Annotated in this window: 28 protein-coding genes; 23 read left to right on the top strand and 5 right to left on the bottom strand. The window is 65.5% G+C overall.

The genetic code is table 11. The features are described from left to right. Window positions 1-188 precede the first annotated feature (188 nt). The gene (locus QC821_RS11550; protein ID WP_309721327.1) at window positions 189-974 is read left to right on the top strand and encodes a TatD family hydrolase; all 786 of its coding nucleotides are present in this window, start codon (window positions 189-191) and stop codon (window positions 972-974) included. On the opposite strand, the gene ygfZ is transcribed toward QC821_RS11550, so the two are convergent. Then, on the bottom strand, window positions 957-1994 hold the full coding sequence (gene ygfZ / locus QC821_RS11545; protein ID WP_309721324.1) for a CAF17-like 4Fe-4S cluster assembly/insertion protein YgfZ: 1038 nt from the start codon (window positions 1992-1994) through the stop codon (window positions 957-959). The two genes, QC821_RS11550 and ygfZ, sit on opposite strands and share 18 nt — an antisense overlap. A gap of 146 nt (window positions 1995-2140) precedes the next feature. Here ygfZ and QC821_RS11540 point away from each other — a divergent pair, with 146 nt between their 5' ends. The 7 genes from QC821_RS11540 (at window position 2141) to QC821_RS11510 (ending at window position 9899) form a co-directional block, all read left to right on the top strand. Continuing rightward, on the top strand, window positions 2141-2332 hold the full coding sequence (locus QC821_RS11540) for a hypothetical protein (protein ID WP_095619269.1): 192 nt from the start codon (window positions 2141-2143) through the stop codon (window positions 2330-2332). Continuing rightward, entirely contained in the window at window positions 2332-2733 is a 402-nt protein-coding gene (locus QC821_RS11535; protein WP_095619270.1) for an OsmC family protein, read from the top strand. The genes QC821_RS11540 and QC821_RS11535 overlap by 1 nt, the downstream gene beginning before the upstream one ends. Before the next feature lie 42 nt (window positions 2734-2775). After that, window positions 2776-4806 (top strand): excinuclease ABC subunit UvrB, encoded by a 2031-nt coding sequence (gene uvrB, locus QC821_RS11530; protein ID WP_309721317.1) that lies wholly within the window; start codon window positions 2776-2778, stop codon window positions 4804-4806. Between the two features lie 4 nt (window positions 4807-4810). Beyond that, window positions 4811-5632, top strand: coding sequence for an endonuclease VIII (gene nei, locus QC821_RS11525; RefSeq protein WP_309721314.1), 822 nt, complete (start codon window positions 4811-4813; stop codon window positions 5630-5632). Window positions 5633-5829: 197 nt separating this feature from the next. Then, window positions 5830-7335 (top strand): fumarate hydratase, encoded by a 1506-nt coding sequence (locus QC821_RS11520; protein WP_309721309.1) that lies wholly within the window; start codon window positions 5830-5832, stop codon window positions 7333-7335. Between the two features lie 91 nt (window positions 7336-7426). Then, a complete protein-coding gene (cls, locus tag QC821_RS11515) occupies window positions 7427-8845 on the top strand; it encodes a cardiolipin synthase (protein ID WP_309721306.1) in 1419 nt (472 codons plus the stop codon). A 136-nt stretch (window positions 8846-8981) separates the two neighbouring features. Continuing rightward, complete coding sequence (locus QC821_RS11510; RefSeq protein WP_309721304.1) at window positions 8982-9899, top strand: LysR substrate-binding domain-containing protein; 918 nt, start codon at window positions 8982-8984, stop codon at window positions 9897-9899. Here QC821_RS11510 and QC821_RS11505 read toward each other — a convergent pair. Further along, the gene (locus QC821_RS11505) at window positions 9896-10996 is read right to left on the bottom strand and encodes a bifunctional nicotinamide-nucleotide adenylyltransferase/Nudix hydroxylase (RefSeq protein ID WP_309721301.1); all 1101 of its coding nucleotides are present in this window, start codon (window positions 10994-10996) and stop codon (window positions 9896-9898) included. The genes QC821_RS11510 and QC821_RS11505 overlap by 4 nt on opposite strands. 138 nt (window positions 10997-11134) lie before the next feature. Between QC821_RS11505 and QC821_RS11500 the strand changes: the two genes are divergently transcribed. Together QC821_RS11500 and QC821_RS11495 are read left to right on the top strand one after the other, a co-directional pair. Further along, window positions 11135-12037, top strand: a complete 903-nt coding sequence (locus QC821_RS11500; protein WP_309721298.1) for a YihY/virulence factor BrkB family protein — start codon at window positions 11135-11137, stop codon at window positions 12035-12037. Between the two features lie 10 nt (window positions 12038-12047). Next, complete coding sequence (locus QC821_RS11495; protein WP_309721295.1) at window positions 12048-12320, top strand: acylphosphatase; 273 nt, start codon at window positions 12048-12050, stop codon at window positions 12318-12320. Window positions 12321-12323: 3 nt separating this feature from the next. On the opposite strand, the gene QC821_RS11490 is transcribed toward QC821_RS11495, so the two are convergent. The 3 genes from QC821_RS11490 to QC821_RS11480 are packed head-to-tail and all read right to left on the bottom strand — an operon-like array spanning window position 12324 to window position 15228. Continuing rightward, a complete protein-coding gene (locus QC821_RS11490; protein ID WP_309721293.1) occupies window positions 12324-13265 on the bottom strand; it encodes a nucleoside hydrolase in 942 nt (313 codons plus the stop codon). A gap of 39 nt (window positions 13266-13304) precedes the next feature. After that, window positions 13305-14234 (bottom strand): ribokinase, encoded by a 930-nt coding sequence (locus tag QC821_RS11485; RefSeq protein WP_309721288.1) that lies wholly within the window; start codon window positions 14232-14234, stop codon window positions 13305-13307. A gap of 49 nt (window positions 14235-14283) precedes the next feature. Then, window positions 14284-15228: a D-2-hydroxyacid dehydrogenase gene (locus QC821_RS11480; protein ID WP_309721284.1), complete on the bottom strand. Its 945-nt coding sequence runs from the start codon at window positions 15226-15228 to the stop codon at window positions 14284-14286. Window positions 15229-15468: 240 nt separating this feature from the next. Between QC821_RS11480 and QC821_RS11475 the strand changes: the two genes are divergently transcribed. From QC821_RS11475 to QC821_RS11415, 13 genes are all read left to right on the top strand, one after another. Next, on the top strand, window positions 15469-15732 hold the full coding sequence (locus QC821_RS11475; protein WP_089656751.1) for an FmdB family zinc ribbon protein: 264 nt from the start codon (window positions 15469-15471) through the stop codon (window positions 15730-15732). Window positions 15733-15784: 52 nt separating this feature from the next. Further along, window positions 15785-17566 carry an aspartate--tRNA ligase gene (gene aspS, locus QC821_RS11470; RefSeq protein WP_309721279.1) on the top strand — a complete coding sequence of 594 codons (1782 nt, stop codon included), beginning with the start codon at window positions 15785-15787 and terminating at the stop codon, window positions 17564-17566. Window positions 17567-17647: 81 nt separating this feature from the next. Next, a complete protein-coding gene (gene ruvC, locus QC821_RS11465) occupies window positions 17648-18193 on the top strand; it encodes a crossover junction endodeoxyribonuclease RuvC (protein WP_309721277.1) in 546 nt (181 codons plus the stop codon). A 104-nt stretch (window positions 18194-18297) separates the two neighbouring features. Next, window positions 18298-18909 (top strand): Holliday junction branch migration protein RuvA, encoded by a 612-nt coding sequence (gene ruvA / locus QC821_RS11460; protein WP_309721274.1) that lies wholly within the window; start codon window positions 18298-18300, stop codon window positions 18907-18909. 33 nt (window positions 18910-18942) lie between these two features. Next, window positions 18943-19980 carry a Holliday junction branch migration DNA helicase RuvB gene (gene ruvB, locus QC821_RS11455; RefSeq protein ID WP_309721271.1) on the top strand — a complete coding sequence of 346 codons (1038 nt, stop codon included), beginning with the start codon at window positions 18943-18945 and terminating at the stop codon, window positions 19978-19980. After that, entirely contained in the window at window positions 19977-20387 is a 411-nt protein-coding gene (gene ybgC / locus QC821_RS11450) for a tol-pal system-associated acyl-CoA thioesterase (RefSeq protein WP_163503269.1), read from the top strand. Before ruvB ends, ybgC begins: the two co-directional genes overlap by 4 nt. Before the next feature lie 23 nt (window positions 20388-20410). Beyond that, the gene (gene tolQ, locus QC821_RS11445) at window positions 20411-21088 is read left to right on the top strand and encodes a protein TolQ (RefSeq protein WP_422720110.1); all 678 of its coding nucleotides are present in this window, start codon (window positions 20411-20413) and stop codon (window positions 21086-21088) included. A gap of 12 nt (window positions 21089-21100) precedes the next feature. Then, the gene (gene tolR / locus QC821_RS11440; RefSeq protein WP_309721263.1) at window positions 21101-21541 is read left to right on the top strand and encodes a protein TolR; all 441 of its coding nucleotides are present in this window, start codon (window positions 21101-21103) and stop codon (window positions 21539-21541) included. An 8-nt stretch (window positions 21542-21549) separates the two neighbouring features. Continuing rightward, window positions 21550-22710 (top strand): cell envelope integrity protein TolA, encoded by a 1161-nt coding sequence (gene tolA / locus QC821_RS11435; protein ID WP_309721261.1) that lies wholly within the window; start codon window positions 21550-21552, stop codon window positions 22708-22710. Further along, on the top strand, window positions 22710-24002 hold the full coding sequence (tolB, locus tag QC821_RS11430) for a Tol-Pal system beta propeller repeat protein TolB (protein ID WP_309721259.1): 1293 nt from the start codon (window positions 22710-22712) through the stop codon (window positions 24000-24002). The genes tolA and tolB overlap by 1 nt, the downstream gene beginning before the upstream one ends. Window positions 24003-24041: 39 nt before the next feature. Next, window positions 24042-24578 carry a peptidoglycan-associated lipoprotein Pal gene (gene pal, locus QC821_RS11425; RefSeq protein ID WP_309721256.1) on the top strand — a complete coding sequence of 179 codons (537 nt, stop codon included), beginning with the start codon at window positions 24042-24044 and terminating at the stop codon, window positions 24576-24578. A 25-nt stretch (window positions 24579-24603) separates the two neighbouring features. Then, a complete protein-coding gene (gene ybgF / locus QC821_RS11420) occupies window positions 24604-25356 on the top strand; it encodes a tol-pal system protein YbgF (protein WP_309721253.1) in 753 nt (250 codons plus the stop codon). A 23-nt stretch (window positions 25357-25379) separates the two neighbouring features. Continuing rightward, window positions 25380-26141, top strand: coding sequence for a YciK family oxidoreductase (locus QC821_RS11415; RefSeq protein ID WP_309721250.1), 762 nt, complete (start codon window positions 25380-25382; stop codon window positions 26139-26141). The last annotated feature ends 33 nt before the right edge of the window (window positions 26142-26174 follow it).

Raw genomic sequence — 26174 nt, 5'->3', positions numbered from 1 at the left:
GCAGTAAGGGGGCATTCCAGCCAGAGCACGCGACAGGGCCGGCTAACCTTGCCGCGTACAACGCTCACACGCTGTGAACCCCTCCCTGGGCGCTCCATTCTTCTTCCCTGAAGAATGAAGTTCGCTTTTGTACGCGGCAAGCGCCGGCCCGTTCCGGCGTAGGAGATCTCTCCAGCACGGTACAGCCTATGTTGATCGACGCCCACTGCCATCTTGATTTCCCCGACTTCGATGCCGACCGCGAGGCGGTCATCGCGCGTGCCAAGGCGGTGGGCGTCGAGGGCTTCGTGGTGCCGGGCACTACCCGCGCCCGCTGGCCGGACGTGCTGGCGCTGGGGCGCCGCGACGATGTCACGGTGTGCCTGGGGCTGCACCCCTATTTTATCGACCAGCATGGCGACGATGACCTGCAGGCCCTGGACGACGCACTGGCGTCCAACTCCCAGGTGGTGGCGGTGGGCGAGTGCGGGATCGACGCGCGCTTCAGCGAGAGTTGGGACGCTCAGTGGCGGCTGTTCGATGCGCAAGTACGCCTGGCCAAGCGCCATGGGCTGCCGCTGGTGGTCCACTGCGTGCGCGCCAACGACCGGCTCGCCAAGCGGCTGCGTCAGCTGGCTCCGCCTCACGGCGGGCTGATTCACGGCTTTGCCGGTTCCCCCGAGCAGGCCCGGGCCTTTATCGAACTCGGCTTCGTGGTCGGGCTGGGCGGAGCGCTCACCCATCCGCAAGCCAAGCGCCTGCAGCGCGCCGTTGCCGCACTTCCCGACGATGGCTATGTGCTGGAGACGGACAGCCCCGATATGCCGCTGGCCGGCCATCAGGGGCAGCGTAATGAACCGGCACGTGTGGCCGAGGTGTGCCGGCAGGTAGCGGCACTGAGAGGCCAGGACGTCGAACGGGTGGCCGCGGCCAGCAGCGCCACCGTGCAGCGGCTATTCGTTATTGGCAGCGCAGCCTCAGGAGGCCGCGAATAGTGTCTCGGGGTCGAGGCGTTCCAGCGCGTAGGGTAGCTCCTGTGGCGTGCAGGGGTGTCCAGCGACCGCCAGCGGCTCGGCCACCTCACGGGTGCTGAGCACGGCCAGCAGCTCGATCCGCCCATGCGCATCGAACTCGGCGGCGACCACATCTCCCTGGCGCTTGCCGTTGGCATCTTCCACGCCGTCGCCGGGCGCCGGCAGCGCATCCCCCGTGCACTGCAGGCGCGACAGGCGCTTCTTGACCTGGCCGCGGAAGTGCGCCCTGGCCACCACCTCCTGGCCCGTATAGCAGCCCTTCTTGAAGCTGATGCCGCCGAGCGCCTCCCAGTTGAACATCTGCGGCAGGTAGGCGTCCTGGTGGGCGTCACCGACCCATGCCAGGCCGGCCTGGATATCCAGCAGGCACCACTGGGCGTTACCCACCGGGGTTGCCTTGGCGGCGAGCCGCTGCCAGTGCGCCGTCATGACCTCCTGAGAGGCGATCAGCATCCGACGCGGTACCGGCCCCGGATGGTTGAGCAGCAGCAGAGTGGCATCGCCTGCCTGCTGCCAAGGACGGGGTGCTGTCAGGCCGCTCTCGGCCTCGCTGAGTGCCGCGGCGTCGCTGCCCATGACGCCGACCAGGGCCAGGTCGTCGCGGGCGCTGAGCGTGACCTGGTAGAAGGGCGCGAACTTGCCCAGGTGTGCCTGCAGCGGAGCAATTCGCTCGACGGGCATGATCAGCCACAGGCGCTCGGCATCGATGCGCAGTAGCTGGGCGTTGGCGAGCATGCGGCCCTTGGCGGTGCAGAAGCAGGTCAGCGGTGCGCCGCGGCCGTCGGCGAGCTCGGCCTGGGCGCTGGTCTGGCCCTGCAGGAAGCGCACCGCACCCTGGCCGTGTATCTCCAGCACTCCGAGATGCACCAGTGGGGCGATGGCAGTCTGCTCGGGGGGCAGGGCGTTGGCGACATCGGGCGCGAAGGTGACGCGCTGAGGGCCGCAGGGGGTGGCGCCTTGGTGGCGACTCCAGTCAAGCATGACGACTCCGGAAGGGTGGCATAACGGGCGCGGCATAATGCCACGCATGGTACTCCAATGGGGGCACTGAGTGGCGATTCAAGGCGTGTCGCGGCCGCAGCATGCTAAACTGGCAGGCTTATCGTGACGATTGTAGGGAGCGCGACATGGCGCAGATATCGCTGACCTTCGAGGGCGTCGACGACGCCGAGTTGATCAATCGCATCACCACCGCGCTGATGATGGTCGACGGCGTCGACAGCGCCGAAGTCGGTCGCCACGGCGCCGACGTGGACGGCCGCGTGCGCCGCGAAGCGCTCATCGAGGCGCTGGCGCCGCTCAAGGTCAAGGTGCGCTGATGCCGATTACCGTAATCAGTCAACAAGCCGGCACGCTGCGCCAGCGAGTGGAACTCGAGGGCTTTGACGACCTCTATGTAGACGCGCCGCGCATCGTAGGCGGAGAGGAGAGCGCTCCCGATCCCCATGACTACTTCGATCTGTCGCTAGGCGCCTGCAAGGCGATTACCGCGCAGATGTACGCCCAGCGCAAGGGCTGGGCCCTGAGCGGAGTGACGGCGGTGGTCAGCCGCGATGAGCGTGACGAGCGGCGTGGCCTGTATCGCCTCGAGGTTGCCCTGACCTTTCACGGGGTCGATGACCCTGAACGTCTGGCGCGACTCACCGAAATCAGCGACCGCTGCCCGATTCATCGGCTGATGACCAGCGCCACGGTGGAGATCACCACCCGGCAGGCCTGACGTCGAATTTATACCGTTATCTATCTGGTGGGGAAATAGCAGATGCAGAAGCGCTTCGAGCTGCAGTCCAAGTTCCAGCCGGCCGGTGATCAGCCGCAGGCCATCGATGCCCTGGTCCGGGGCCTGGATGCGGGGCTGACCCACCAGACGCTGCTCGGTGTGACCGGCTCGGGTAAGACCTTCACCATGGCCAATGTGGTCCAGCGGCTGCAGCGACCGACCATCGTCATGGCACCCAACAAGACCCTGGCAGCGCAGCTCTATGGCGAGTTCAAGTCGTTCTTTCCCGACAATGCCGTGGAGTATTTCGTCTCCTACTACGACTACTACCAGCCCGAAGCCTATGTGCCGTCATCGGACACCTTCATCGAGAAGGATGCCTCGATCAACGATCATATCGAGCAGATGCGGTTGTCGGCGACCAAGGCGTTGCTCGAGCGTCGCGATGCGCTGATCGTGGTGTCGGTGTCGGCGATCTACGGCCTCGGCGATCCCGAGCAGTACTTGAAGATGCGCCTGCACGTCAATCGCGGCGAGCTGATCGACCAGCGCAAGATGCTGCGCCGCCTGGCCGAGCTGCAGTACACCCGCAATGACATGGATTTTCGTCGTGGTACCTATCGGGTGCGCGGCGACGTGATCGATATCTTCCCGGCCGATGCCGAGGAGGAGGCGGTGAGGGTCGAGCTGTTCGACGACGAGATCGATTCGATCAGCCTGTTCGACCCGCTCACCGGCGAGATACGCGGCAAGGTGCCGCGCATGACCATCTACCCCAAGTCACACTACGTGACCCCGCGCCAGACCATTCTCGAGGCGGCCGAGAGCATCAAGGTCGAGCTGGCCGAGCGGCTCGACTGGCTGCGCAAGCATGACAAGCTGGTCGAAGCCCAGCGCCTCGAGCAGCGCACGTTGTATGACATCGAGATGATGTTCGAGCTGGGTTACTGCAACGGCATCGAGAACTACTCTCGCTACCTGTCCGGGCGTGCGCCGGGCGAGCCGCCGCCGACCTTCTTCGACTACCTGCCGGCGGATGCGCTGCTGCTCATCGACGAATCCCACGTCAGCGTTCCCCAGGTGGGCGGCATGTACAAGGGCGACCGCTCGCGCAAGGAAACCCTGGTCGAGTACGGCTTCCGCCTGCCCTCGGCGCTGGATAATCGCCCGATGAAATTCGAGGAGTGGGAGCGTATCTCACCGCAGACCATCTTCATCTCGGCGACGCCCGGGCCCTACGAGGCCGAGCATACCGGCCAGGTGGTCGAGCAGGTGGTGCGCCCCACCGGCCTGGTCGATCCAGCCATCGAAGTGCGCCCGGCCTCGACGCAGGTCGACGACCTGCTGTCGGAGATTCGCCTGCGTGCCGAGGTGGGCGAACGTGTACTGGTCACCACCCTGACCAAGCGCATGGCAGAGGACCTCACCGAGTACCTCGACGAGCACGACGTCAGAGTGCGTTACCTGCACTCCGACATCGATACCGTGGAGCGGGTCGAGATCATTCGCGACCTGCGCCTGGGCAAGTTTGACGTGCTGGTAGGGATCAACCTGCTGCGCGAGGGGCTCGATATCCCCGAGGTGTCGCTGGTGGCGATCCTCGACGCCGACAAGGAGGGCTTCCTGCGCAACGAGCGCTCGTTGATCCAGACCATCGGGCGTGCTGCACGTAACGCCAACGGCCGCGCCATCCTCTACGGCGACCGGGTCACCGATTCGATGCGCCGCGCCATGGACGAGACCGAGCGGCGGCGTGACAAGCAGATTGCCCACAACCTGGAGCACGGCATCACCCCGACCACGGTGACGCGCTCGGTGGCCGATATTCTCGAGGCAGCGGCCGCGCCAGGGTCGCGCAAGAGCAAGGGGCGCAAGGCCGAGCGCAAGGTCGCCGAAGGGCAGGGCGACTACGCCGCCTCCCTCGATTCGCTGGATGCCGCCGGCTTGACCCGCGAGATAAGCCGGCTCGAGGATGCCATGTTCGAAGCGGCGCAAAACCTCGAGTTCGAGGAGGCGGCGAGGCTGCGCGACCGCCTTCAAGAGCACAAGGCGCGCCTGCTGGCGCTGGGCTGAGCCGATGCCGGAAGGCCCCGAGATTCGGCGCGCCGCCGACCGCCTTGGCAAGCTGCTGGTCGATCGCCCGCTGATTGAGGTGTGGTTCGCCTTTCCCGAGCTGCAGCGGTCGGCGGCGACGCTGGTGGGGCAGCGCATCCGCGCAGTGGACAGCTGGGGCAAGGCGTTGCTGACGCGTTTCGAGGATGGCCGCGTGCTCTACTCCCACAACCAGCTCTACGGTCGCTGGATGCTGCATGCGCGAGATCTGCCGCCGAACACCACGCGGAGCCTGCGCTTGCGGCTTACCACCGAGACCCATGCCGCCAGTCTCTACAGCGCGTCGGACATTTCGCTGCATGACGATGCGGCCGCGCTCGATGAGCATCCTTTTCTACGCCGGCTGGGACCGGACCTGTTGACCCATCGGGTAACGCCGGAGGATGTCACGGCACGCTTGCTGACGCCGCGGTTCCGGCGGCGGGGGTTGGGCGGGTTGCTGCTCGACCAGCACTGCTATGCCGGCATCGGCAACTATCTACGCTCAGAGATGCTGTTCTTCGCCGGCCTGCTGCCGCAGAGGCGCCCCGAGAGCCTCGCCGAGGATGAACTGCAGCGGCTGGGCGAGGTCATGGTCGGCACCATGGCACAGGCCTTTCGTGAAGCAGGCGTCACCAACCGGCCAGCGTGGCGTGAGGCGCTGCAGCAGGCGGGGCTGCCTCGCCGGGTGTGGCGGCATGCGGTCTTTGACCGAGCCGGCGAATCGTGCCACGCCTGCGGCGCTTTTATCGAAAAGCACAGCGTGGCATCGCGGCGGCTCTACCTGTGCCCAGGCTGTCAGCGCTGATTTGAGGCTGATGATCCGGGTTTATACCGTTATCTAAACTCTAGCTGCATCTAACGTCAGATTGAGCCTTGAGCTATCGCCTGATCGCAGTTTGCAAATGGGGTATAATCTGCGCCGCTCGATCGTTCCCTCGCCACGGTACCGCCTCCTGACCGCTGTGCCGTGCGCCATAGCCATAGCCAAGGAGCTAGCCGCTGATGACCGTGATCCGCCAGGATGACCTGATCCAGAGCGTCGCCGACGCCCTCCAGTACATCTCCTACTATCATCCCAAGGATTTCATCGACGCCATGCATGAGGCGTATCAGCGGGAGGAGAATCCGGCGGCCAAGGATGCGATTGCCCAGATCCTGATCAACTCGCGGATGTGTGCCCTCGGCCATCGCCCGATCTGTCAGGACACCGGCATCGTCACGGTATTCCTGCACGTGGGCATGAACGTGCGGTGGGAGGCCGAGATGAGCCTCGACGATATGGTCAACGAGGGCGTAAGGCGTGCCTATCAGCTCCCCGACAACGTACTGCGCGCCTCGGTGCTGGCCGACCCTGACGGTCAGCGCAAGAATACCGGCGACAATACCCCGGCGATCATCCACCACAAGATCGTGCCCGGTGACACGGTTGAGGTCCACGTGGCGGCCAAGGGCGGCGGCAGCGAAGCCAAGTCCAAGTTCGCCATGCTCAATCCCTCCGACAGCGTGGTCGACTGGGTGATGGAACAGCTACCCAAGATGGGCGCCGGCTGGTGCCCGCCAGGCATGCTTGGCATCGGCATCGGCGGTACCGCGGAGAAGGCCATGGAGATCGCCAAGGAAGCGCTGCTCGATCCCATCGACATTCAGGCACTGCAGGCCCGCGGCGCCTCCAACCGTGCCGAAGAGCTGCGCCTGGAGCTGTTCGACAAGGTCAACAGGAGCGGCATCGGTGCCCAGGGGCTCGGCGGCCTGACCACGGTGCTCGACATCAAGGTCAAGGATTACCCGACACACGCCGCCAACAAGCCGGTGGCGATCATCCCCAACTGCGCCGCTACCCGCCACGCACACTTCACCCTCGACGGTTCCGGCCCCTCGGCGCTGCCGGCGCCCAAGCTCGAGGACTGGCCGGAGATCACCCGCGAGGCGGGCGACAACGTCAAGCGCGTCAATCTCGATAGCGTGACCCCGGAAGAGGTGCAGTCCTGGCAGCCGGGCGACACCCTGCTGCTCAACGGCAAGCTGCTCACCGGCCGCGACGCCGCACACAAGCGCATGGTCGAGATGATCGGCAAAGGGGAGCCGCTGCCGGTGGACATGCGCGGCCGCTTCATCTATTACGTCGGCCCGGTGGATCCGGTGCGTGACGAGGTAGTCGGCCCGGCTGGCCCGACTACCGCCACGCGCATGGATAAGTTTACGCGCACCATGCTCGAGGAGACCGGCCTGCTGGGCATGGTCGGCAAGGCCGAGCGAGGCCCGGCGGCAATCGAAGCGATCCGCGACAACAAGGCCTGCTACCTGATGGCCGTGGGGGGCTCCGCCTACCTGGTGGCCCAGGCCATCAAGAAGTCCCGCGTAGTAGGCTTCGAGGACCTGGGCATGGAAGCGATCTACGAGTTCGAGGTCGAGGACATGCCGGTAACGGTGGCGGTGGACAGCGTCGGCACCTCGGTCCACCAGACCGGCCCCGCCAAGTGGAAAGAGATCATCGCCGAGCGCGCCTGACACCCGCTCATCTTGTCGCAGTCCCGCCCCTGGCGGGGCTGCGCGCGTTACAGGTATGATGGCAGCCCGATTCACGGATCAGGGAGCGTCCATGACATCCTGGCTGATGGGCCTGGCCATCTTCATGGTGCACCTGCTGGGTATTCTCTCAGCGGTGCTGGCACTTATGTCGAGCCGTACTTCCCAGGGCGCAATCGCCTGGATCATCTCGCTGATCACCTTCCCCTACGCAGCCTTGCCCGCCTACTGGATCTTCGGTCGGCCACGCTTCTATGGCTATGTTTCGGCCCGTGGCGAGCGCGACACGGTACTGCGACGCGTCCTGGCGCGCTACCGCGAGCAGATAGAACCCTACCTGGCCGATCCCGGCATCGGCGAGATTCGCGCCGTCGAGCAACTGGCGATGATGCCGCTTACCAGTGGCAACCGCGCCGAGCTGCTGATCAACGGTGAAGACACCTTCGCCAGCCTGTTCGCCGGTATCGATGCGGCCGAGGAGTACCTGCTGGTACAGTTCTTCATCGTCCGCAACGACGCCCTGGGGCTGCAGTTCAAGGACCATCTCGAGCGCGCCGTCGAGCGCGGCGTCAGGGTCTACTTCCTCTACGATGAGCTCGGCAGTCGCAAGCTGGGTGAAGGTTACCTCAATGACCTGCATGACGCCGGGGTAGCCGTGAGTGCCTTCAACTCATCGCGCGGCGTGCGTCATCGATTCCAGCTCAATTTTCGCAATCACCGCAAGGTACTGGTGGTCGATGGTCGTGAGGGGTGGCTGGGAGGCTTCAACGTCGGCGTCGAATATCTCGGCCAGCACCGCAAGCACGGCCCGTGGCGCGATACCCATCTCAAGCTGACTGGCCCCAGCGTGCTGGGTCTACAGGAAGCGTTCTGGGAGGACTGGCACTGGGCCACCGGCGAGGTGCTGAGCCTGACCTGGATGCCGCACAGCACCTGCGACGAGTGCCAGAACGTGGTGATCGTCCCCTCGGGGCCGGCCGACCGGCAGGAAACCGCCAGCCTGCTGGTCCAGCAGGCGATCCATAGTGCCAAGGAGCGGCTATGGGTCACCAGCCCCTACTTCGTGCCCGACCAGGGCGTCCAGGACGCACTGCGCCTGGCGGCGATGCGGGGTGTCGATGTGCGCGTGATGATTCCCGAGCGGCCCGACCATCTGCTGGTATTCCTGTCGGCGTTCTCGTTCCTGCCCGACATGCTGCGCGCCGGGGTCAAGGTGTATCGCTATCAGCCTGGCTTCCTGCACCAGAAGGTGATGCTGATCGACGATCACAGCGCCACCGTGGGCACCATCAATCTCGACAACCGTTCGTTCCGGCTCAATTTTGAAATCACTGCCTTCGTGCCCGATCGGCGCTTCGCGGCCGAGGTGCGTCTGATGCTGGAAAAGGACTTCGCCGACTGCCGTCGCATCAGCTACGACGAGCTGCGCGACCGCGCGCTGTGGCGCAAGCTGGTGTCGCGCGCGGCCTATCTGCTGTCGCCGATTCAGTAGACTGATGCGGCATATCGTTACAGCGATTCGACGGCGTGCTTGTCGAACTCTCTTCTGCACGCTAACGTGCTGATTTTTATCCTGGCTCGCCTGTGTGGTGGCCATTCAAGCTTGATTGTCGGACACGGGAGTCGCGGTGAACCTCGAAACCAAGTGGCTTGAAGACTTCGTCGCCCTGGCCAATACGCGCAGTTTCTCGGCGTCGGCACGTCAGCGCCATGTCACTCAGCCGGCGTTCAGCCGCAGAATCCGCTCTCTCGAGCAGGCGGTAGGGGTGACGCTGGTCGACCGTTCGACCACTCCCGTGGGCCTGACCCCCGAAGGCCAGCTGTTTCTGGTCACCGCGCGCAATCTGGTCGAGCAGCTCAGCGAGTGCCTGGGCCATCTGCGAGGCCTGTCGATGGCCAACGAGGCGCTGGACATCGTCGCGGCGCACTCCCTGGCGCTGACCTTCTATCCGCAGTGGATCTCGCGTCTGCAGCAGGGCACCGGTGAACTACCCACCCGGCTGATCGCCATGAACATGGGGGAGGCGATCCATGTGCTGCGCGAAGGCAACTGCGATCTGATGCTCGGCTACTATGACCCCTATGCCAGCATGCAGCTCGATGCCGAGGTGTTTCCGTCGTTCTCGATCGGCCAGGTCAAGATGGTGCCGGTATGCCTGCCGGATGCCAGTGGGGCTGCGCGCTTCCCGCTTGGTGGCAGCGAGTCGGTGCCCTTCCTGGCCTATACTCAGGGCGCTTTTCTGGGACGCAGCGTGCGCATGCTGCTCAAGAACGACCCACTTCGCATGCGCCTGCGCACGGTCTACGAGACCGCCATGGCCGAAGGTTTGAAGGGCATGATGCTACAGGGCGCCGGCATGGCCTGGATCCCCGATTTCTGCATCCGCGACGAACTCAAGTGCGGCAAGTTGGTGAGGGCCGGCGGCGAAGAGTGGGACATTCCGCTGGAGATACGTCTGTATCGCTGCTCGCTGGTCCACAAACCCGGAGTCGAGAAGCTCTGGCGGCAGATGATGAAGTTGCCGCGTGACTTCCTGCAAGCCTAGCTGCCGCCGAAGTCGGCGGGCAGTCCCAGGAAATTCTGGATGATGAAGAAGTGGTCCTCGAACAGGCTCTCGGGCTCGAGGTCGGCCAGCGCTACCCAGCGCGCGTGGTCGCCGCCCTTGGCCGGCTTGAGCTGGGGCAGCTGCTGCTCCGGGCGCAGTGCGAAGTAGAAGGCTTCCGCCAGGGTCCGGCCGCGCCAGCTGCGGTGGGGTTCGTCGAATAGCCGCTGGCCGCGCAGCGAGCCCTTGAGCACCGGCTCAGGCACCTTGAGGCGCAGCCGCTCGCGAAGCTCGCGCAAGCAGGCGTCCAGCAGGCGCTCATGAGGATTGATGAAGCCGCCGGGGAGGGCCAGCAGTCCCTTGCCCGGCGCCGCGGTACGCTTGACCAGCAGGACGTGGCCGGATTGCACCACCACCGCATTGACGGTGACGAAGATCGGCGGGTAGGGGGCCTCGGCCCAGGCGCTGCGATACTGTTCGAGCAGCTGCTGCTCCTCGATCAGGCGCTGAAAGGGTTCTTCGTCGGCAAAGGTACCGAGGGCGGTATGCACGCTGGGCGGCAGGTCGTGGGCGGCACCGGTGGAAAGGTAGTCGCCCGCCGAGGAGTGCGAACGGAACAGCCGCTCACGGATCTGGCTGGCCGAAATACCCTCGACCAGCGGCACGCTGACCGATTCCCACTGCGGGAACAGCGACAGGTAGTAGCTGGATTGTCCGCGACTGGCGCCGATCAGCCCGGTGCGCGGCAGGCGGCCATGCTGGGGGCTGGCAACGTCGCGCACCTTGCGCTGTACGTCGCGCACCCAGACGTCGTCGTTATAAAGCGCATCGAGCAGCGGTTCGATGTCGAGGCGCTGGTTATCCTCCTCGTCGAAGCAGCCGCGCAGCATCGCCTGGCGCTCATCGAAACGCCACGGGTTGCGCAGCGAGCGCGCCTGCCATGCGGAACCGACCAGCACGATCACCTGACGAGCGCGCTTGAGCGCCTCGTGAATCACCGCCAGATGCCCCAGGTGGGGCGGCTGGAAGCGACCGATGAAGACCAGGCAGTCGAAGTCGTAATCGTGCTGCGCGGATCGTACTTGCTGGGTCGACGCCATGCGGGCTCCGTGGGCTGGTGGGTGGGAGCATTATCCGAGCTCGCCGGGCTGGCTGCAATGTGGCGTTGATCGTGCGTCTGCAGCAGTAGCCTCTCTAACGTATGCTTTAGAGGACCCTAATCACGCCTGGGAGACTGCATGATCAAGCAACACGCCCTCTACTGGTGGCGAATCGTTCACGCCGCCATTCAGCTATGGCTGAAGCGCAATGCCTTCAGCTACGCCGGCTCGTTGGCGTTCTACACGCTGTTCTCGCTGGCACCCACGGTGATCATCGCGGTGACCGTGATCGGCGTGGTGCTGGGTGAAGATGCCGCCCAGGGCCAGATCGTTGCTCAGCTGCAGGGCACCATGGGCGAGGATGCCGCCATCATGGTCCAGCAGGCCGTCGCTCAGTCGCGCATCGAGGAGTCGGGGCTCTTGCCTACGCTGCTGGGCATCGGCGCGCTGCTGGTCGGTGCGACCACGGTGTTCGCACAAATGCAGTTCTCGTTGAATACCATCTGGGACGTGATCGCCAAACCGAGCGGCAACAGCCTGCTGATCTTCCTCAAGAATCGCGTGCTGTCGCTGACCGTGGTGCTGTCGATCGGCTTTATTCTGCTGGTATCGCTGGTGTTCGGGGTAGCCCTGCGTGCGGTCCTCAATCACGCCGAGAATCTGCTGCCAGTGTTGGGCGTGCTGGCGGGTAGCGCCGAGTTTCTGATCTCGCTGTTGATGATCGCCGCACTGTTCGCCACCATCTTCAAGGTACTCCCGGACGTGGTGCTGCGCTGGAAGGACGTGGTGGTAGGTGCCGCGGTGACCGCGGTGCTGTTTGCCCTCGGCCGCTATGGCATCGCCGCCTATCTCGCCTACACCGCTACCGCCTCGACCTACGGGGCGGCAGGCTCAGTGGTGGTGATCCTGCTGTGGGTCTACTACAGCTCGCTGATCCTGCTGTTCGGCGCGGCCTTCACCAAGTGCCATCTGTTGGCCCGGGGTAGGCCTATCGTGCCGCGCAACTCGGCGGTGGTGGTCCGCCATGAAGTCGATGAGTGAGGAGAGCACCATGAGCAAATGCTGCGTCAAGGCCATGGTCACCGGCAAGGTGCAGGGCGTCTGGTATCGCCGCTCCACCCAGGAGCAAGCGCTCCAGCACGGCGTCACCGGCCATGCCAAGAACCTGCCGGATGGTCGCGTCGAGGTGCTGCTGTGTGGCGAGAGCAGCGCCGTCAACGCGGTTGTCGAGTGGCTATGGAAAGGGCCGCCCGGCGCCCGGGTGACCCACGTCGAGCTGGAAGGCGTCGAATACCGCGATCGCGATACCTTCCAGACGCTCTAGGGCTTAGCGCAGCGTGTCGACGATCCAGCTCACCACACCCGGGCCATCGGCATTCAGGCACACCTCGACCGGCGGCGTACGCGACCAGCGCGCGTCGATGAAGTCACGCCCCTCGGGGGCGAAGATCGTCTGCCCCTCGGCATCGCCATCGGTCACCACCGTCAGGTATCCGCGGGCGCTGGTGAACAGCTGCGGCGCCATCAGCCAGGCCAGTGCACAGCTGTCGTGGGGGCAGCAGCCGTCGATGCCCAACGCCTGCTGGTAGAAGTCGCGATAGAAGCCATAGCTGCCCTTGAGGACGTCGCCGAGACGCCCCTGGCCGGCGGCGATGGTGTCCATGTCGGCGGGAGAGAGCACGCAGCGATGGGTGGCATCGAGCCCCACCATCACCAGCGGCCAGCCGGCCGTCAGGGCGCGCGACGCGGCATGGGGGTCGTTGAACATATTGGCCTCGGCCACCGGCGTGACGTTGCCGCCTTCGCGAATCGACCCGCCCATGATCACCACCTGCTTGACCCGCTCGACGATGCCCGGGTCGAGCTGCAGGGCCGCGGCCAGGTTGCCCAGCGGGCCCACCGCCACCAGTGTCACCTCGCCGGGGCGGGCATTGATGGTGTCGACGATAAACTGTGCCGCACTGCGCGGATCGGCCTGGCCGCTCACCGCCGGCAGCTCGATGTTACCCAGGCCGTTGGCGCCATGGATATGTGCCGGTGCCGGGTGCTTGGGCTTGACCAGCGGCGCTGCGGCGCCCTGGGCCACGGGGATCGACTGGCCGGCCAGCTCACTGAGCAGTAACGCATTGTGGGTGGCGGTAGCGATGTCGACATTGCCGTAGGTGGTGGTCAAACCCAGCAGCTCGATGTCGGGATGGGCGAGGGCAATGGCGATCGCCTGAGCGTCGTCGACGCCCGGGTCGGTATCGAAGATGATCGGAGTCGTCATGCTGCGTCCTTATGCTGGAAAGACAGTGGGTGTAGAAACCTAGTATGCCGAGAGCGCAAGCGCCGGCCAGTCGTCGAGGGCCGCCTGGACCTCGGCGGCCAGCGGTATGCTGGGCGCCGCCCCCTCGCGCTGCACGCACAGCGCCGAGGCCGTACTGGCGCGCCGCAGGCAGGCCTCGACGTCTTCGCCGGCCTGGCGGGCGGCCATGAAGTAGCCGATGAAGGTATCGCCGGCGGCGGTGGTGTCGATGGGCTCGACGCGATGTGCCGGCAGTGCCAACTGCTGGCGTTGGCTGTGGAAGCAGACGCCGTCGCCACCCAGCGTCAGCACCAGCTCGGTGGTTGGCAGCCGCTTCGCCAAGGCCTCGAGCAGCCGCTGTGGCGAGCTCGACTCGGGCAGCTCGGCGAGTGCCGCGGCCTCGCCGCGATTGACGAACAGCAGCTGGCAGGCACTCAGCGGCAGGGCCGCAGCGGCTTCGTTCATCGGCGCGGGGTTGAAGGCGATCTCGAGTTGCGCCTGCTGGGCACTGCGCATCAGGTGCTCGAGGCCATTGCACTCGTTCTGCAGCAGCAGGCCGTCGCCGGGCCGGGTCTGGGCCAGCAGGGCATCGATGGCCGCTTCACTGAAGCCGTGATTGGCGCCGGGGTGAAGGATGATGGCGTTCTCGCCCTGGTCATCGACCTGAATCAGCGCGTGACCGCTGGGCTCGTCGTTAAGCCCGGTGCCGTCGAGGCCGACCCCGGCCTGGGAGAGGATCTGCAGGGCCCAGGCGTCGGCCTGACCCAGCCGCCCCCAGTGCTCGATCCGACCGCCGGCGCGGGCCATGGCCAGGGACTGGTTGGCGCCCTTGCCGCCCAGCACCTGCTGGAAGCTGCGGCTGGCCAGGGTTTCCCCGGGACGCACCAGATGCGGCACGCGGTAGACGTGGTCGATATTGATCGAACCGAAGTTGTGAAGAGGGCGAGGCATGCGGGCTCCTTGCGTATGTGGCCAGGCGCGAAAGGCTAGCAAATGCCGCTCAGGCTGTCCTGCCGGCGCGCCAGGCGCGCAAGTTGTCGACCGTGAGCTTGACCACATTGGCCCGTGACTCGGGGCTGATCCAGGCATTGTGGGGGGTGACGATCAGGTTGAGCGGCTCGCGGCTGGCGTCGATCAGCGGGTGACCGTCGCGGGGCGGTTCCACCGGCAGCGAGTCGACGCCGAGGCCGCCGAGGGTGCCGGCGCGCAAGGCGGCAAGGGCCGCGGCCTCGTCGACGATGCCACCGCGGGCGCAGTTGATCAGCAGGGCGTCGTCGCGCATACGGGCCAGCATGTCGGCATCGACCAGCCCGCGGGTGGCGTCGGTCAGCGGGCAGTGCAGGCTGATGATATCCGCCGTCGGCGCCAGCTCGGCCAGGCCGGGGCGGCTATCCTGTGCCTCGTTGCCGGGGCGCGCGGCGAAGGTCACCTGCATGCCGAAGGCCTCGGCGAGCTGGGCGACCCGCGAGCCAAGCTCGCCCTGGCCGACGATCACCAGCCGCTTGTCGGACAGCTGCAGGGTGCGATGGCCCAGCAGGCAGAAGAACGCACTCTCGCCCCAGCGCCCGGCGGCGACATCCTGCTGGTAGAGCGGCAGCCGATTGGCCAGGGCCAGCATCAGCATCAGGGTGTGCTGGGCGACGCTGGCGGTGCCGTAGGCGGTGACATTACGCACCTCGATGCCGTGACGCTCGGCGGCGGCCATGTCGATGTTATTGGTGCCGGTGGCGAGCACGCAGATCAGCTCGAGGGCCGGCAGCTGGTCGAGCAGCTCGGCGTCCAGCACCACCTTGTTGACGATGGCGATGCGTGCGCCGGCCAGGCGTTCGAGGCGCTGCGCGGGGTCGGTAATGGCATGCACCTCGAGGCTGTCGACCTGCTCACGCAGCGGCGCCAGGTCGACGTCCTCGCCCAGGGTAGCAGCATCCAGGATCACGGCTTTCATGGCGGTTCCTCATCGGCATTGGTCAGGAGATCGGCTTGCCTTGCCCGCTAGGGGGCGCAACACGCTATACTATCCGGCTTTCAAGGCAGGCTTGGAAAGTCCCTTGTCTTGTAATTAGCCTCGTAGTGAGTCTTGTAATAAACGCGGCTGGCCCTATATCACGGTTCGGTCGCAGGCGTTGCCACCGGCTGTGTGCGCCACGACCTTGTCGCATTGTGGTCTTTCGGAGAGATAAGAACCATGCCCATCTACGAATATGAGTGCAAGGCCTGTGGCCAGCGCCTGGAAAAGCTTCAGAAGATCAGCGCCGCACCGCTGACAGACTGCCCCAGCTGTGAACAGCCGGCGCTGAGCCGCCTGGTCTCGGCAGCAGGCTTCCGGCTCGCCGGTGGCGGCTGGTACGAAACCGATTTCAAGTCCGGCAGCAAGAAGAACCTGGCCGGCGACGGCGCTGACAGCAAGGCGTCGAGCAAGACCTCCAGCAAGGACGGTGCCGCGGCCTGAGCCGGGCGCCGTGCCTGACACTTTCGATCCATGCAACAGAACAGGATGTAACATGCGCAGCCATTATTGCGGCCAGCTCAACGAGACCCTGGTGAATGACCAGGTCACCCTGTGCGGCTGGGTACACCGTCGCCGCGACCACGGCGGGGTGATTTTCCTCGACATGCGCGACCGCGACGGCATCGCCCAGGTAGTGGTCGATCCCGACACCGAGGCGGCCTTTGCCACCGCCGATCGCGCCCGCAATGAGTATGTGCTGCGCATCACCGGCCGCGTGCGGCCGCGCCCTGAGGGCACCGAGAATCCCAATATGCCGACCGGCATGATCGAAGTGCTGGCCAAGCAGGTCGAGGTGCTCAACAGCGCCGTGACGCCGCCGTTCCAGCTCGACGAGCACGGCAAGGTGGGTGAGGAGGTGCGTCTCAAGCATCGTTACATCGACCTGCGCCGTCCGGAGATGATCGACAAGCTGCGCCTGCGTTCGCGGATTTCGCACAATGTTCGCGCCTACCTCGAGAACCAGGGCTTCCTGGACATCGAGACACCGATCCTGACGCGTGCCACCCCGGAAGGCGCCCGCGACTACCTGGTGCCGAGCCGTACCCACGCCGGCAGCTTCTTCGCGCTGCCGCAGTCGCCGCAGCTGTTCAAGCAGCTGCTGATGGTGTCGGGTTTCGACCGCTACTACCAGATCGCCAAGTGCTTCCGTGACGAGGACCTGCGCGCCGATCGCCAGCCCGAATTCACCCAGATCGATCTCGAGGCCTCGTTCGTCGAAGAGGACGACATCATGGGCATCACCGAGGCGATGATTCGCGGGCTGTTCCAGGAGGTGCTCGACGTCGAACTGCCGCGCTTCCCGCGCATGCCCTACAGCGAGGCGATGTCGCGTTTCGGTTCCGACAAGCCTGACCTGCGCATTCCGCTTGAGCTCACCGACGTCGATGACCTGATGAGCCAGGTCGACTTCAAGGTTTTCTCCGGCCCGGCGACCGCCGACGACGGCCGCGTGGCGGCGCTCAAGGTGCCGGGTGGCGCCGAGCTGTCGCGCAAGGCCATCGACGAATACACCAAGTTCGTCGGCATCTACGGCGCCAAGGGCCTGGCCTGGATCAAGGTCAACGAGCGTGCCAAGGGCCTGGAAGGGCTGCAGTCGCCGATCGTCAAGTTCATGGAGAACGTGATCGATCAACTGCTCGAGCGCCTCGACGCCCGGGACGGCGACATCATCTTCTTCGGTGCCGACAAGACGCGGGTCGTCAACGAGGCGCTTGGCGCGCTGCGCGTCAAGCTGGGCGAGGATCTCGACCTCTACACCCAGGCCTGGGCACCGCTGTGGGTGGTCGACTTCCCGATGTTCGAGGCCGACGACGCAGGCCGCCTGCATGCCTTGCACCATCCGTTCACCGCGCCCTCGTGCAGCCCCGAGGCGCTCAAGTCCGATCCGGCAACGGCCCTGTCACGCGCCTACGACATGGTGCTCAACGGCACCGAGCTGGGCGGTGGTTCGATCCGTATCCATGACCAGGCCATGCAGCGTACGGTGTTCGAGGTGCTGGGCATCGGCGAGGCCGAGGCCGAGGAGAAGTTCGGCTTCCTGCTCGACGCCCTGAAGTTCGGCGCGCCCCCCCACGGTGGCCTGGCCTTCGGCCTCGACCGCCTGGTGATGCTGATGACCGGTGCCAAGACCATCCGTGAAGTGATTGCCTTCCCCAAGACCCAGAGCGCCGCCTGCCTGATGACCGATGCCCCCGGCGAGGTCAGCGCCGAGCAGCTCAAGGAGCTCAATATCCGGCTGCGTCAGAAAGCCAAGCCGGAGACGACCGGCGAGTGATTGCCGTGATGCCCCTACCGCAGTTCATCGGCGCCCGTATGGCGCCGATGTCGTCTGCGCCGGCCGGGTAGGGCAGCCGTCATGCTGATTCTCGGCATCGACCCCGGTTCGCGGATTACCGGCTACGGGGTTCTCGACGTCTCGCTGGCCAAGCCGCGCTACGTGGCCAGCGGCTGCATCCGCATCCAGGGCGATGACCTGGCTCAGAAGCTGGCCCAGGTCTACGCCGGTATCAGCGAGCTGATTGCCGTGCATCGCCCCGGCGAGTTCGCCATCGAGCAGGTATTCATGGCCAAGAACGCCGATTCGGCGCTCAAGCTTGGCCAGGCGCGCGGTACGGCCATCGTGTGTGCCGCCAACCATGGCCTGCCGGTTAGCGAATACGGGCCGCGCCAGATCAAGCAGGCGGTCACCGGCACCGGAGCTGCCAACAAGTCCCAGGTCCAGCATATGGTCACCGCGATACTCGGCCTCAGCGCCACGCCGCAGGCGGATGCCGCCGATGGACTGGCGATTGCCCTGACCCACGCCCATGCGCGGCTGGGCCTGGTGCAACGCGGCAGCTACGGTGGTCGCAGCGCCGCCAAGGGGCGCGGAAAGGGCTGGCGTGACTACCGTCCTGGCTAGTCCTGGGCGTGATTCGAAGGATTATCAAACAGTGTTTGAAGACGCTGGTCAGTCGTCGCGGCGACCAGTATAGTGGCAAGCCAGTCAGCTCAAGGATGTGATGCATGATTGGACGCCTGCGTGGCACCCTGCTCGAGAAACAGCCGCCCTGGCTGGTACTCGATGTCGGCGGGGTCGGTTACGAGCTCGAAGCCTCGATGAACACCCTGTTGGCCCTGCCCGCCACCGGCGAGCAGGCCCAGCTGTTTACTCACTTGATCATTCGTGAGGATGCGCATCTGCTGTTCGGCTTCGGCCGCGAGCAGGAGCGGGCCCTGTTTCGCGCCCTGATCAAGGTCAACGGCGTGGGTCCCAAGCTGGCCCTGGCAATTCTCTCCGGCATGGAAGAGGAGCAGTTCATCCGCTGCGTAATGGATGACGACGCCAAGGCGCTGACTCGCCTGCCCGGCGTCGGCAAGAAGACCGCCGAGCGGCTGATCATCGAGATGCGTGACCGCTTCCCGCACTGGCAGCAGGGCGGCACGGCGCTGGATGACCTGACACAGGCAGCCGGACCGGCAAGCGCCGGCAGCGACCCGCTGCTCGACGCCGAGGCGGCGCTGGTGTCACTCGGCTACAAGCCCACCGAGGCCAGCAAGATGCTCAGCGGCCTCGACAAGGGGCTCACCACCGAGGCCTTGATCAAGGCCGCCCTGACCCGCAAGCTGGCAGGCTGAAGGAGGGACGCATGACTCGCCACGAGAGCAGACATGATTGACAGTGATCGCCTGATCGCGGCCCATGGCCAGCCGGGTGAGAGCCGGATCGATCATGCCATTCGCCCTCAGCGGCTGGCCGATTATATCGGCCAGCCGGCGATGCGCGAGCAGATGGAGATCTTCATCAGCGCTGCCCGCGGCCGCGATGAGAGCCTCGATCACACCCTGGTGTTCGGGCCGCCGGGGCTGGGCAAGACCACCCTGGCCAACATCATCGCCGCCGAGATGGGCGTCGATATAAAGTCGACCTCGGGGCCGGTGCTCGAGCGTGCCGGCGACCTGGCCGCCATGCTCACCAACCTGCAGCCGGGCGACGTGCTGTTCATCGACGAGATCCACCGCCTGTCGCCGGTGGTCGAGGAAGTGCTGTATCCGGCCATGGAGGATTTCCAGCTGGATATCGTGATTGGCGAGGGGCCCGCGGCACGCTCGATCAAGCTCGACCTGCCGCCGTTCACGCTGGTGGGGGCGACCACCCGTGCCGGGCTGTTGACCTCGCCGCTGCGCGACCGTTTCGGGATCGTCCAGCGCCTCGAGTTCTACGCCATCTCCGAGCTGACCGAGATCGTCAGCCGCTCGGCGCGGCTACTGGGCGTCACGGCGGATCGCCCCGGTGCCGCCGAGATCGCGCGCCGCGCCCGCGGTACGCCGCGTATCGCCAACCGCTTGTTGCGCCGGGTGCGTGATTTTGCCGAGGTGCGCGGCGACGGCACCCTGGATGCGGCCATTGCCGATAGCGCCCTGAACATGCTCCACGTCGACCGCCACGGCCTCGACCATATGGACCGTCGCCTGCTGCTGGCGATGATCGAGAAGTTCGAGGGCGGCCCGGTGGGTGTCGACTCGCTGGCTGCGGCGATCGGCGAAGAGCGCGACACCATCGAGGATGTCATCGAGCCCTATCTGATCCAGCAGGGCTTCATGATGCGCACCGCCCGCGGCCGGGTCGTCACCCGCCACGCCTACCAGCACTTCGGCATGGCCGCGCCGACGACGCCCGATAGCAGCGACGCGGAGCGCGAGGCATGAGTGGCTTCCAGTGGCCGGTGCGGGTCTATATCGAAGACACCGATGCCGGGGGCATCGTCTACTACGTCAACTATCTCAAATACATGGAGCGGGCACGCAGCGAATGGCTACGCCAGCTCGGGCTCACCCAGCAGGGTTTGCTCGACGCCGATATCCAACTGGTGGTACATCGCCTCGAATGCCGCTACGCCAAGCCCGCCCGGCTCGACGATGCGTTGCAGGTCAGCGCCCAGGTCGAGCGCTACGGCGCCTGCCAGATGAGCTTTCATCAACGCGTGACGCGCCGCGGGGAACCCTTATGTGATGCCTGGGTCGACATCGCCTGTATCGATGCGACTCGCCTCAAACCGACGCGGTGGCCAGCGCCGCTGCGTGCCGCCTTGAGCGGTCAACACTTGCAAGACTGACGAGGATACCCGTGAACGACTCCATGTCCATTCCCCACCTGATCATGAGCGCCAGCACCGTGGTGCAGCTGGTCATGCTGCTCCTGACGGTGGGTTCGATCGCCTCCTGGATCGTGATCTTCCAGCGCACCTTCGTGATGCGCCGTGCCAAGAAGGCCCACTTGGCGTTCGAGGAACGCTTCTGGTCAGGGGTCGATCTCAACGAGCTGTATCGTGAAACACCCTCCGAGCAGGAAACCAACGGCGCCGAGCACGTGTTTCGTGCCGGCTTCCGCGAATTCAACCGTCTGCTGCCCAAGACCCGCAGCCCCCAGGCGATTCTCGACGGCGTACAGCGCTCGATGCGCGTGGCCTGGTCGCGGGAAGAGGAGCGCCTCAACCTGCACCTGGTGTTCCTCGCCACGGTGGCCTCGGCCAGCCCCTACATCGGCCTGTTCGGCACCGTGTGGGGCATCATGGGCTCGTTCCAGAGCCTGTCGATGACCCAGCAGGCCACCCTGGCCACGGTTGCGCCATGGATTGCCGAGGCGCTGATCGCCACCGCCATGGGGCTGTTCGCAGCGATTCCCGCGGTGATCTTCTACAACCGCCTGTCATCGGAATCCGGCAAACTGCTCGGCAAGTACGAAGATTTCGCCGAAGAGTTCCACTCCATCCTGCACCGTAATCTGCAGGGGCGTGGCGACAGCGACGCCGGCTGAGGGAGAACCGCAATGCATGGTCCATTCAACCGTGGCGGCAATCGCAAGCCGATGGGTGAGATCAACGTCGTGCCATTCATCGACGTCATGTTGGTGCTGCTGGTGATCTTCATGATCACCGCACCGATGCTCACCCAGGGCGTACGCGTCGACCTGCCACAGGTCACCTCCGAGCCGATCGACGACATCGATGACAGTGAGCCGATCATCGTTTCGGTCGACCGCGAGGGCGACTACTACATCTCGCTGGGCGACGAAGAGACCGCGGTGTCGCTCGACGATATCGCCGATCAGATCATCATCATTCTCGACCGCCGCCCGGATACGCCGGTGATGGTGCGCGGCGATCGTAACGTCACCTATGGCCAGGTGGTCACGCTGATGAGTACGCTGCAGGTCGCCGGTGTTTCCAATGTGGGGCTGATCTCCGAGCCGCCTTCGAGTGAAGATTGAGGAACCTCATGGCCAGACACGATAGCCGTGTAGGCTATGGCCTGCCCACCCTGCTCGCCGTCGGCCTGCACGTACTGGTAGTGGTGATGAGCGTCATCACCTTGCCCAGCCGCGAGCCGGAGGCGACCTCGTCGTCGGTGGTGCAGGCCACGCTGGTGAGCACCGAAACCACCACCGACCAGGCACTACGCGCTGAAGAGGCGCGGGCCAGGGCCGCCCAGCGACAGGCCGACGAACAGGCCGCAGCGGCCGAGGAAGAAGCCGCCGCCGAGGCCGAGCGCCAGCAAGCCGAAGAGGAGGCCGCCCAGCGCCAGGCAGAGCAGCAAGCCGAACGTGAAGCCCAGCAGCAGGCGCGCGAGCAGGAGCGTCGAGAGGCCGAGGCCGAGGCACAGCGGCGCGCCGAAGAAGCTGAGCGTCAGGCGCAGCTGCGCCAGGAGCAGGAGGCTGCCGCCGAGACTGAGCGCCAGCGCCAGGAACAGCAGCGCCGCGAGGCCGAGGCCGCCGAACGCCAGCGCCAGGAAGAAGAAGCGCGCCGCCAGGCCGAGCAGGAGGCCGAGGCCGAGCGTCGCCGCCAAGCCGAGCAGGAGGCCGAGGCCGAGCGTCAGCGCCAGGCTGAGCAGGAGGCGGAACGTCAGCGTCAGGCAGAGCAGGAAGCCGAGGCCGAGCGCCAGCGCCAAGCAGAGGAGGAGGCCCGTCGCCAGGCAGAGCAGGAAGCCGAACGCCAGCGCCAGGCAGAGGAAGCCCGACGCCAGGCTGAACAGGAAGCCGAACGCCAGCGCCAGGAGGCGGCGCGAGCCGCCGCCGAGGCGGCCAGCGATATCGATAGCCTGATCGCCGGTGAACAGGAGTCGATCGCCAATGCACGCCAGGCCGAGCAGGCTGCCAACAGCTTCCAGAACCTGGTGCGCAACGCGGTGGAGCAGGCCTGGATCATTCCGGCCGGCTCGGCGTCGGGCCTCGAGGCCACCTTGCAACTCGATCTGTTGCCCACCGGCGAACTGATTGGGGCTAGGATTGTAAGTAGTAGTGGGGACGGTGCCTTCGATCGCTCGGTGATCCAGGCCGTTGAGCGCGCCTCGCCGTTTCGCGAGATGCGCCAGCTGCCACCGGCCGCGCAGAGTCAATTCCGTCAGTTCAATCTGAGATTCCGACCCGGGGATGTACGCTGATGAAAGCCTTGCTGAACCTCTGGCTTGCCGCCTTGCTGGTGCTGTTTGCCACCCAGGCCCAGGCCAATCTGACCATCGAGATCACCCGCGGCAGCGACCGCGCGATTCCGATTGCCATCGTGCCGTTTGCCGTTGAGGGCGGCGGCTCCCTGCCTGACGACGTCGCCCAGGTGATCAGCGATAACCTGGAGCGCAGCGGTCAGTTCGACCCGCTGTCGCGTAACTCACTCATTGCACGGCCCAGCAGCAGTAGCGACGTCAACTATCGCGACTGGCGAGCCGTCGACGCCGACTATCTGGTGGTTGGACGGGCCAGCGAGGAGGGCAGCCAGTACCGGCTGCAGTTCGAGCTGATGGATGTGCTTGGCCAGCGGCGCATGATCGGCGAGGTGGTCACCAGCGACCGCAACGAACTTCGCAGTGCCGCTCACTACATGAGCGATCAGATCTTCGAGGCGATCACCGGGCTGCGCGGCGCTTTCTCGACGCGTATCGCCTACGTCACCTCTGAAGGTGCCGGCGATGACATGCGCTTTGCACTGTTCATCGCCGATGCCGACGGCCGAAATAGCCAGGAGATCCTCAGCTCCAGCGAGCCGATCCTGTCACCGGCCTGGTCGCCGGACGGCACCAAGCTGGCCTATGTCTCGTTCGAGACCGAACGCCCGGCGATCTATATCCAGGACCTGGCGACCAGCCAGCGGGTGCGCGCCACCTCCTTCCCGGGCATCAACGGTGCACCGGCCTGGTCACCCGACGGCCGGCGCCTGGCAATGTCGCTGTCCAAGGATGGTCAGCCGGAAATCTACATCATGGACATCGCCGGACGCAGCTTCGAGCGCATGACCGACAGCAGCTCCATCGACACCGAACCCAGCTGGTCACCGGATGGCCGCAGCATCGTGTTCACCTCGGATCGCAGCGGTGGGCCGCAGCTTTATCAGATGGATGTCGCCAGTAAGCAGGTTGAACGCCTGACCTTCACTGGCAACTACAATGCCCGCGGCCGCTATTCGCCGGACGGGGAATCGCTGTTTCTGATTCATCGTGGCAACAACGGTTATCAGGTGGCGCGCCAGGATCTTGGGTCCAATCGCCTCACCACGCTGACCGATTCACGCGCGGATGAATCTCCTAGTGTTGCGCCGAATGGGAGCATGGTAATCTTCGCTACCCAACAGGGTAACAACGGTGTGCTGGGGGCAGTGTCGGCCGACGGAAGAGCCGCGTTCCGCCTGCCCGCAGCACGAGGTGACGTTCGCGAACCCGCGTGGTCACCGTTTTTGAACTGATCGACATTAGTGTCATTCAATTCTTGCAAGGAGTTGAACATGCAATTCTCATCTTACGCCAAGGGTCTGGCGCTGGCCGCTTCTCTCGTCTTCGTGGCCGGCTGTTCCAGCAGCGGCGGCACCCAGGACGGGTCCATGGATGGCACCAGCGGCAGCGGTGCTGCCGGCCAGGGCGTCGGTAGTGGCCAGGTTAGTGGTACCGGCATGAACGGCGGCAACGGCAGCAGCCAGGCCAGCCAGCAGGGTATCCCCAGCGTGCGTACCATCTACTTCGACTTCGACCGCGATACCATTCGCAGCGAGTTCGAGTCGGTACTCAATGCCCACGCTCAGTACCTGCGTGCCAATCCCAACTCCCGCGTGGTGCTCGAAGGCCATACCGACGAGCGCGGTACCCGCGAGTACAACATGGCGCTCGGCGAGCGGCGTGCCAACTCCGTGCAGCGCTTCATGAGCGTGCAGGGCGTTTCGCCGTCGCAGCTCGAAGTGGTCAGCTACGGTGAGGAGCGTCCCGCCGTGCGCGGCCAGAACGAAGACTCCTACGCCCAGAACCGTCGTGTGGTCTTCTCTTACTGAGCCACACTCGCCAGTGGAGTGAAGCATGAAACACAGCCTGAAAAGGCTGTGCGGCGCGGGAGCCCTGGTGCTCCCGCTGTCCGTTGGGGCCGCCCCGATCGTGGAGGACCTCTCGGCACAGCAGCAGCAGTCGCGCAGCTTCTATGAACAGACCGAAGTACGCGAGCCCAGCGGTGGCAGCCTGATGCTGCTCAACCAGCTGGAAGAGAACCAGCGTCAGATCCAGCAGCTGCGCGGCCAGATGGAGGAGCTGCGACACCAGCTCGAGCAGATGCGCCAGCTCAACCAGGAGCGCTACATCGACCTCGAGGAGCGCTTGGCAGCAGTCGGCACCGTAGGCGGCAGCCCCAGCGTCGATGCCGGCGCCGCGCAGCAGGTAGCCGCCGCCAGCGGTGACGGCAGCGGCGCACAAGCGGACTACCAGCAAGCCTTCCAGCAGGTTCAGGCGCGCGATTTTCCGGCGGCGATCAGCGCCTTCAACGCCTTCGTGGCCGACTATCCCGACCATGACCTGGCCGCCAACGGCTACTACTGGCTGGGTGAGCTGCACTCCGCCGAGTCGAATCTCGATCAGGCCGCAAGCGCCTTCCAGACCGTGATCGACGACTATGCTTCGAGTAACAAGGTCCCGGACGCGCTCTACAAGCTGGCACTGCTGCGCGCCCGCCAGGGGCAGCCGGACGCCAGCCGCGAGCTGCTCGACGAGCTGATGGAAACCTACCCGGACAGCAATGCCGCAGCCTTGGCCAGCGAATTTCTCAACCAGTCAGGCCTGTGACGGCCGTTGCCAGAGGAGCCCCGATGTCCTGCAAGATCGACTACCAAGCGCGCCCCGACCTGCTTGCCGGGCGCGTGATCCTGGTCACCGGTGCCGGTGACGGTATCGGCCGCGAGGCCGCCAAGGCCTATGCCGCCCACGGTGCCACGGTGATCCTGCTGGGCCGCACCGTGGCCAAGCTGGAGGCGGTCTATGACGAGATCGAGGCCGCAGGTGGCCCGCAGCCGGCGATATTCCCGCTCAACTTCGAGGGTGCCACGCTCAAGGATTTCCGCGACATGGCGGAGACCCTCGACAAGGAGTTCGGGCGGCTGGACGGCGTACTTCACAATGCCGGCCTGCTGGGGCGCCTGACACCCTTCGAGCAGTATGACCCGGCGCTGTGGGAGCAGGTCATGCAGGTCAATACCAATGGCCCGATCTGGATGACTCAGGCGCTGATGCCGTTGCTGCTGAGCAGCGACGACGCTTCGCTGGTGTTCACGTCGTCGAGCGTGGGCCGCAAGGGGCGTGCCTACTGGGGCGCCTATGCGGTCTCCAAGTTCGCCACCGAAGGCTTCATGCAGGTGTTGGCGGAGGAGTTCGTCAACAATCCCGGCATCCGTATCAACAGCCTCAATCCCGGCGCTACGCGTACCCAGATGCGCAAGACCGCTTATCCCGGCGAGGATCCCGGTAGCCTGCGTCGGCCGGCCGATATCATGCCGACCTACCTGTGGCTGATGGGTCCCGACAGCCGCGGTGTCACCGGCGAGCAGTTCGACGCGCAACCGCCACGCGCTTGAGCGAACCGCGCGCAGCGGCCAAGATGCCACTGC

This window comes from Franzmannia qiaohouensis, from assembly GCF_031451695.1.
GTDB lineage: Bacteria > Pseudomonadota > Gammaproteobacteria > Pseudomonadales > Halomonadaceae > Franzmannia > Franzmannia qiaohouensis.
The sequence above is the reverse complement of the archived record's forward strand: the minus strand, read 5'-3'. Positions and strand labels throughout refer to the sequence as shown.

Excerpts from the sequence above, each read along its gene's own strand:
- QC821_RS11475 (WP_089656751.1), top strand. The coding sequence starts at position 15,469 with ATGCCCATCTACGAATATGAGTGCAAGGCCTGTGGCCAGCGCCTGGAA.
- ygfZ (WP_309721324.1), bottom strand. The coding sequence starts at position 1,994 with ATGCTTGACTGGAGTCGCCACCAAGGCGCCACCCCCTGCGGCCCTCAG.
- uvrB (WP_309721317.1), top strand. The coding sequence starts at position 2,776 with ATGCAGAAGCGCTTCGAGCTGCAGTCCAAGTTCCAGCCGGCCGGTGAT.
- aspS (WP_309721279.1), top strand. The coding sequence starts at position 15,785 with ATGCGCAGCCATTATTGCGGCCAGCTCAACGAGACCCTGGTGAATGAC.
- ybgF (WP_309721253.1), top strand. The coding sequence starts at position 24,604 with ATGAAACACAGCCTGAAAAGGCTGTGCGGCGCGGGAGCCCTGGTGCTC.
- tolB (WP_309721259.1), top strand. The coding sequence starts at position 22,710 with ATGAAAGCCTTGCTGAACCTCTGGCTTGCCGCCTTGCTGGTGCTGTTT.
- nei (WP_309721314.1), top strand. The coding sequence starts at position 4,811 with ATGCCGGAAGGCCCCGAGATTCGGCGCGCCGCCGACCGCCTTGGCAAG.
- ruvA (WP_309721274.1), top strand. The coding sequence starts at position 18,298 with ATGATTGGACGCCTGCGTGGCACCCTGCTCGAGAAACAGCCGCCCTGG.
- QC821_RS11500 (WP_309721298.1), top strand. The coding sequence starts at position 11,135 with ATGATCAAGCAACACGCCCTCTACTGGTGGCGAATCGTTCACGCCGCC.
- QC821_RS11520 (WP_309721309.1), top strand. The coding sequence starts at position 5,830 with ATGACCGTGATCCGCCAGGATGACCTGATCCAGAGCGTCGCCGACGCC.
- QC821_RS11480 (WP_309721284.1), bottom strand. The coding sequence starts at position 15,228 with ATGAAAGCCGTGATCCTGGATGCTGCTACCCTGGGCGAGGACGTCGAC.
- cls (WP_309721306.1), top strand. The coding sequence starts at position 7,427 with ATGACATCCTGGCTGATGGGCCTGGCCATCTTCATGGTGCACCTGCTG.
- QC821_RS11485 (WP_309721288.1), bottom strand. The coding sequence starts at position 14,234 with ATGCCTCGCCCTCTTCACAACTTCGGTTCGATCAATATCGACCACGTC.
- QC821_RS11495 (WP_309721295.1), top strand. The coding sequence starts at position 12,048 with ATGAGCAAATGCTGCGTCAAGGCCATGGTCACCGGCAAGGTGCAGGGC.
- QC821_RS11535 (WP_095619270.1), top strand. The coding sequence starts at position 2,332 with ATGCCGATTACCGTAATCAGTCAACAAGCCGGCACGCTGCGCCAGCGA.
- ybgC (WP_163503269.1), top strand. The coding sequence starts at position 19,977 with ATGAGTGGCTTCCAGTGGCCGGTGCGGGTCTATATCGAAGACACCGAT.
- ruvC (WP_309721277.1), top strand. The coding sequence starts at position 17,648 with ATGCTGATTCTCGGCATCGACCCCGGTTCGCGGATTACCGGCTACGGG.
- QC821_RS11415 (WP_309721250.1), top strand. The coding sequence starts at position 25,380 with ATGTCCTGCAAGATCGACTACCAAGCGCGCCCCGACCTGCTTGCCGGG.
- tolR (WP_309721263.1), top strand. The coding sequence starts at position 21,101 with ATGCATGGTCCATTCAACCGTGGCGGCAATCGCAAGCCGATGGGTGAG.
- QC821_RS11550 (WP_309721327.1), top strand. The coding sequence starts at position 189 with ATGTTGATCGACGCCCACTGCCATCTTGATTTCCCCGACTTCGATGCC.
- tolA (WP_309721261.1), top strand. The coding sequence starts at position 21,550 with ATGGCCAGACACGATAGCCGTGTAGGCTATGGCCTGCCCACCCTGCTC.
- QC821_RS11490 (WP_309721293.1), bottom strand. The coding sequence starts at position 13,265 with ATGACGACTCCGATCATCTTCGATACCGACCCGGGCGTCGACGACGCT.
- QC821_RS11540 (WP_095619269.1), top strand. The coding sequence starts at position 2,141 with ATGGCGCAGATATCGCTGACCTTCGAGGGCGTCGACGACGCCGAGTTG.
- ruvB (WP_309721271.1), top strand. The coding sequence starts at position 18,943 with ATGATTGACAGTGATCGCCTGATCGCGGCCCATGGCCAGCCGGGTGAG.
- pal (WP_309721256.1), top strand. The coding sequence starts at position 24,042 with ATGCAATTCTCATCTTACGCCAAGGGTCTGGCGCTGGCCGCTTCTCTC.
- QC821_RS11505 (WP_309721301.1), bottom strand. The coding sequence starts at position 10,996 with ATGGCGTCGACCCAGCAAGTACGATCCGCGCAGCACGATTACGACTTC.
- tolQ (WP_422720110.1), top strand. The coding sequence starts at position 20,411 with ATGTCCATTCCCCACCTGATCATGAGCGCCAGCACCGTGGTGCAGCTG.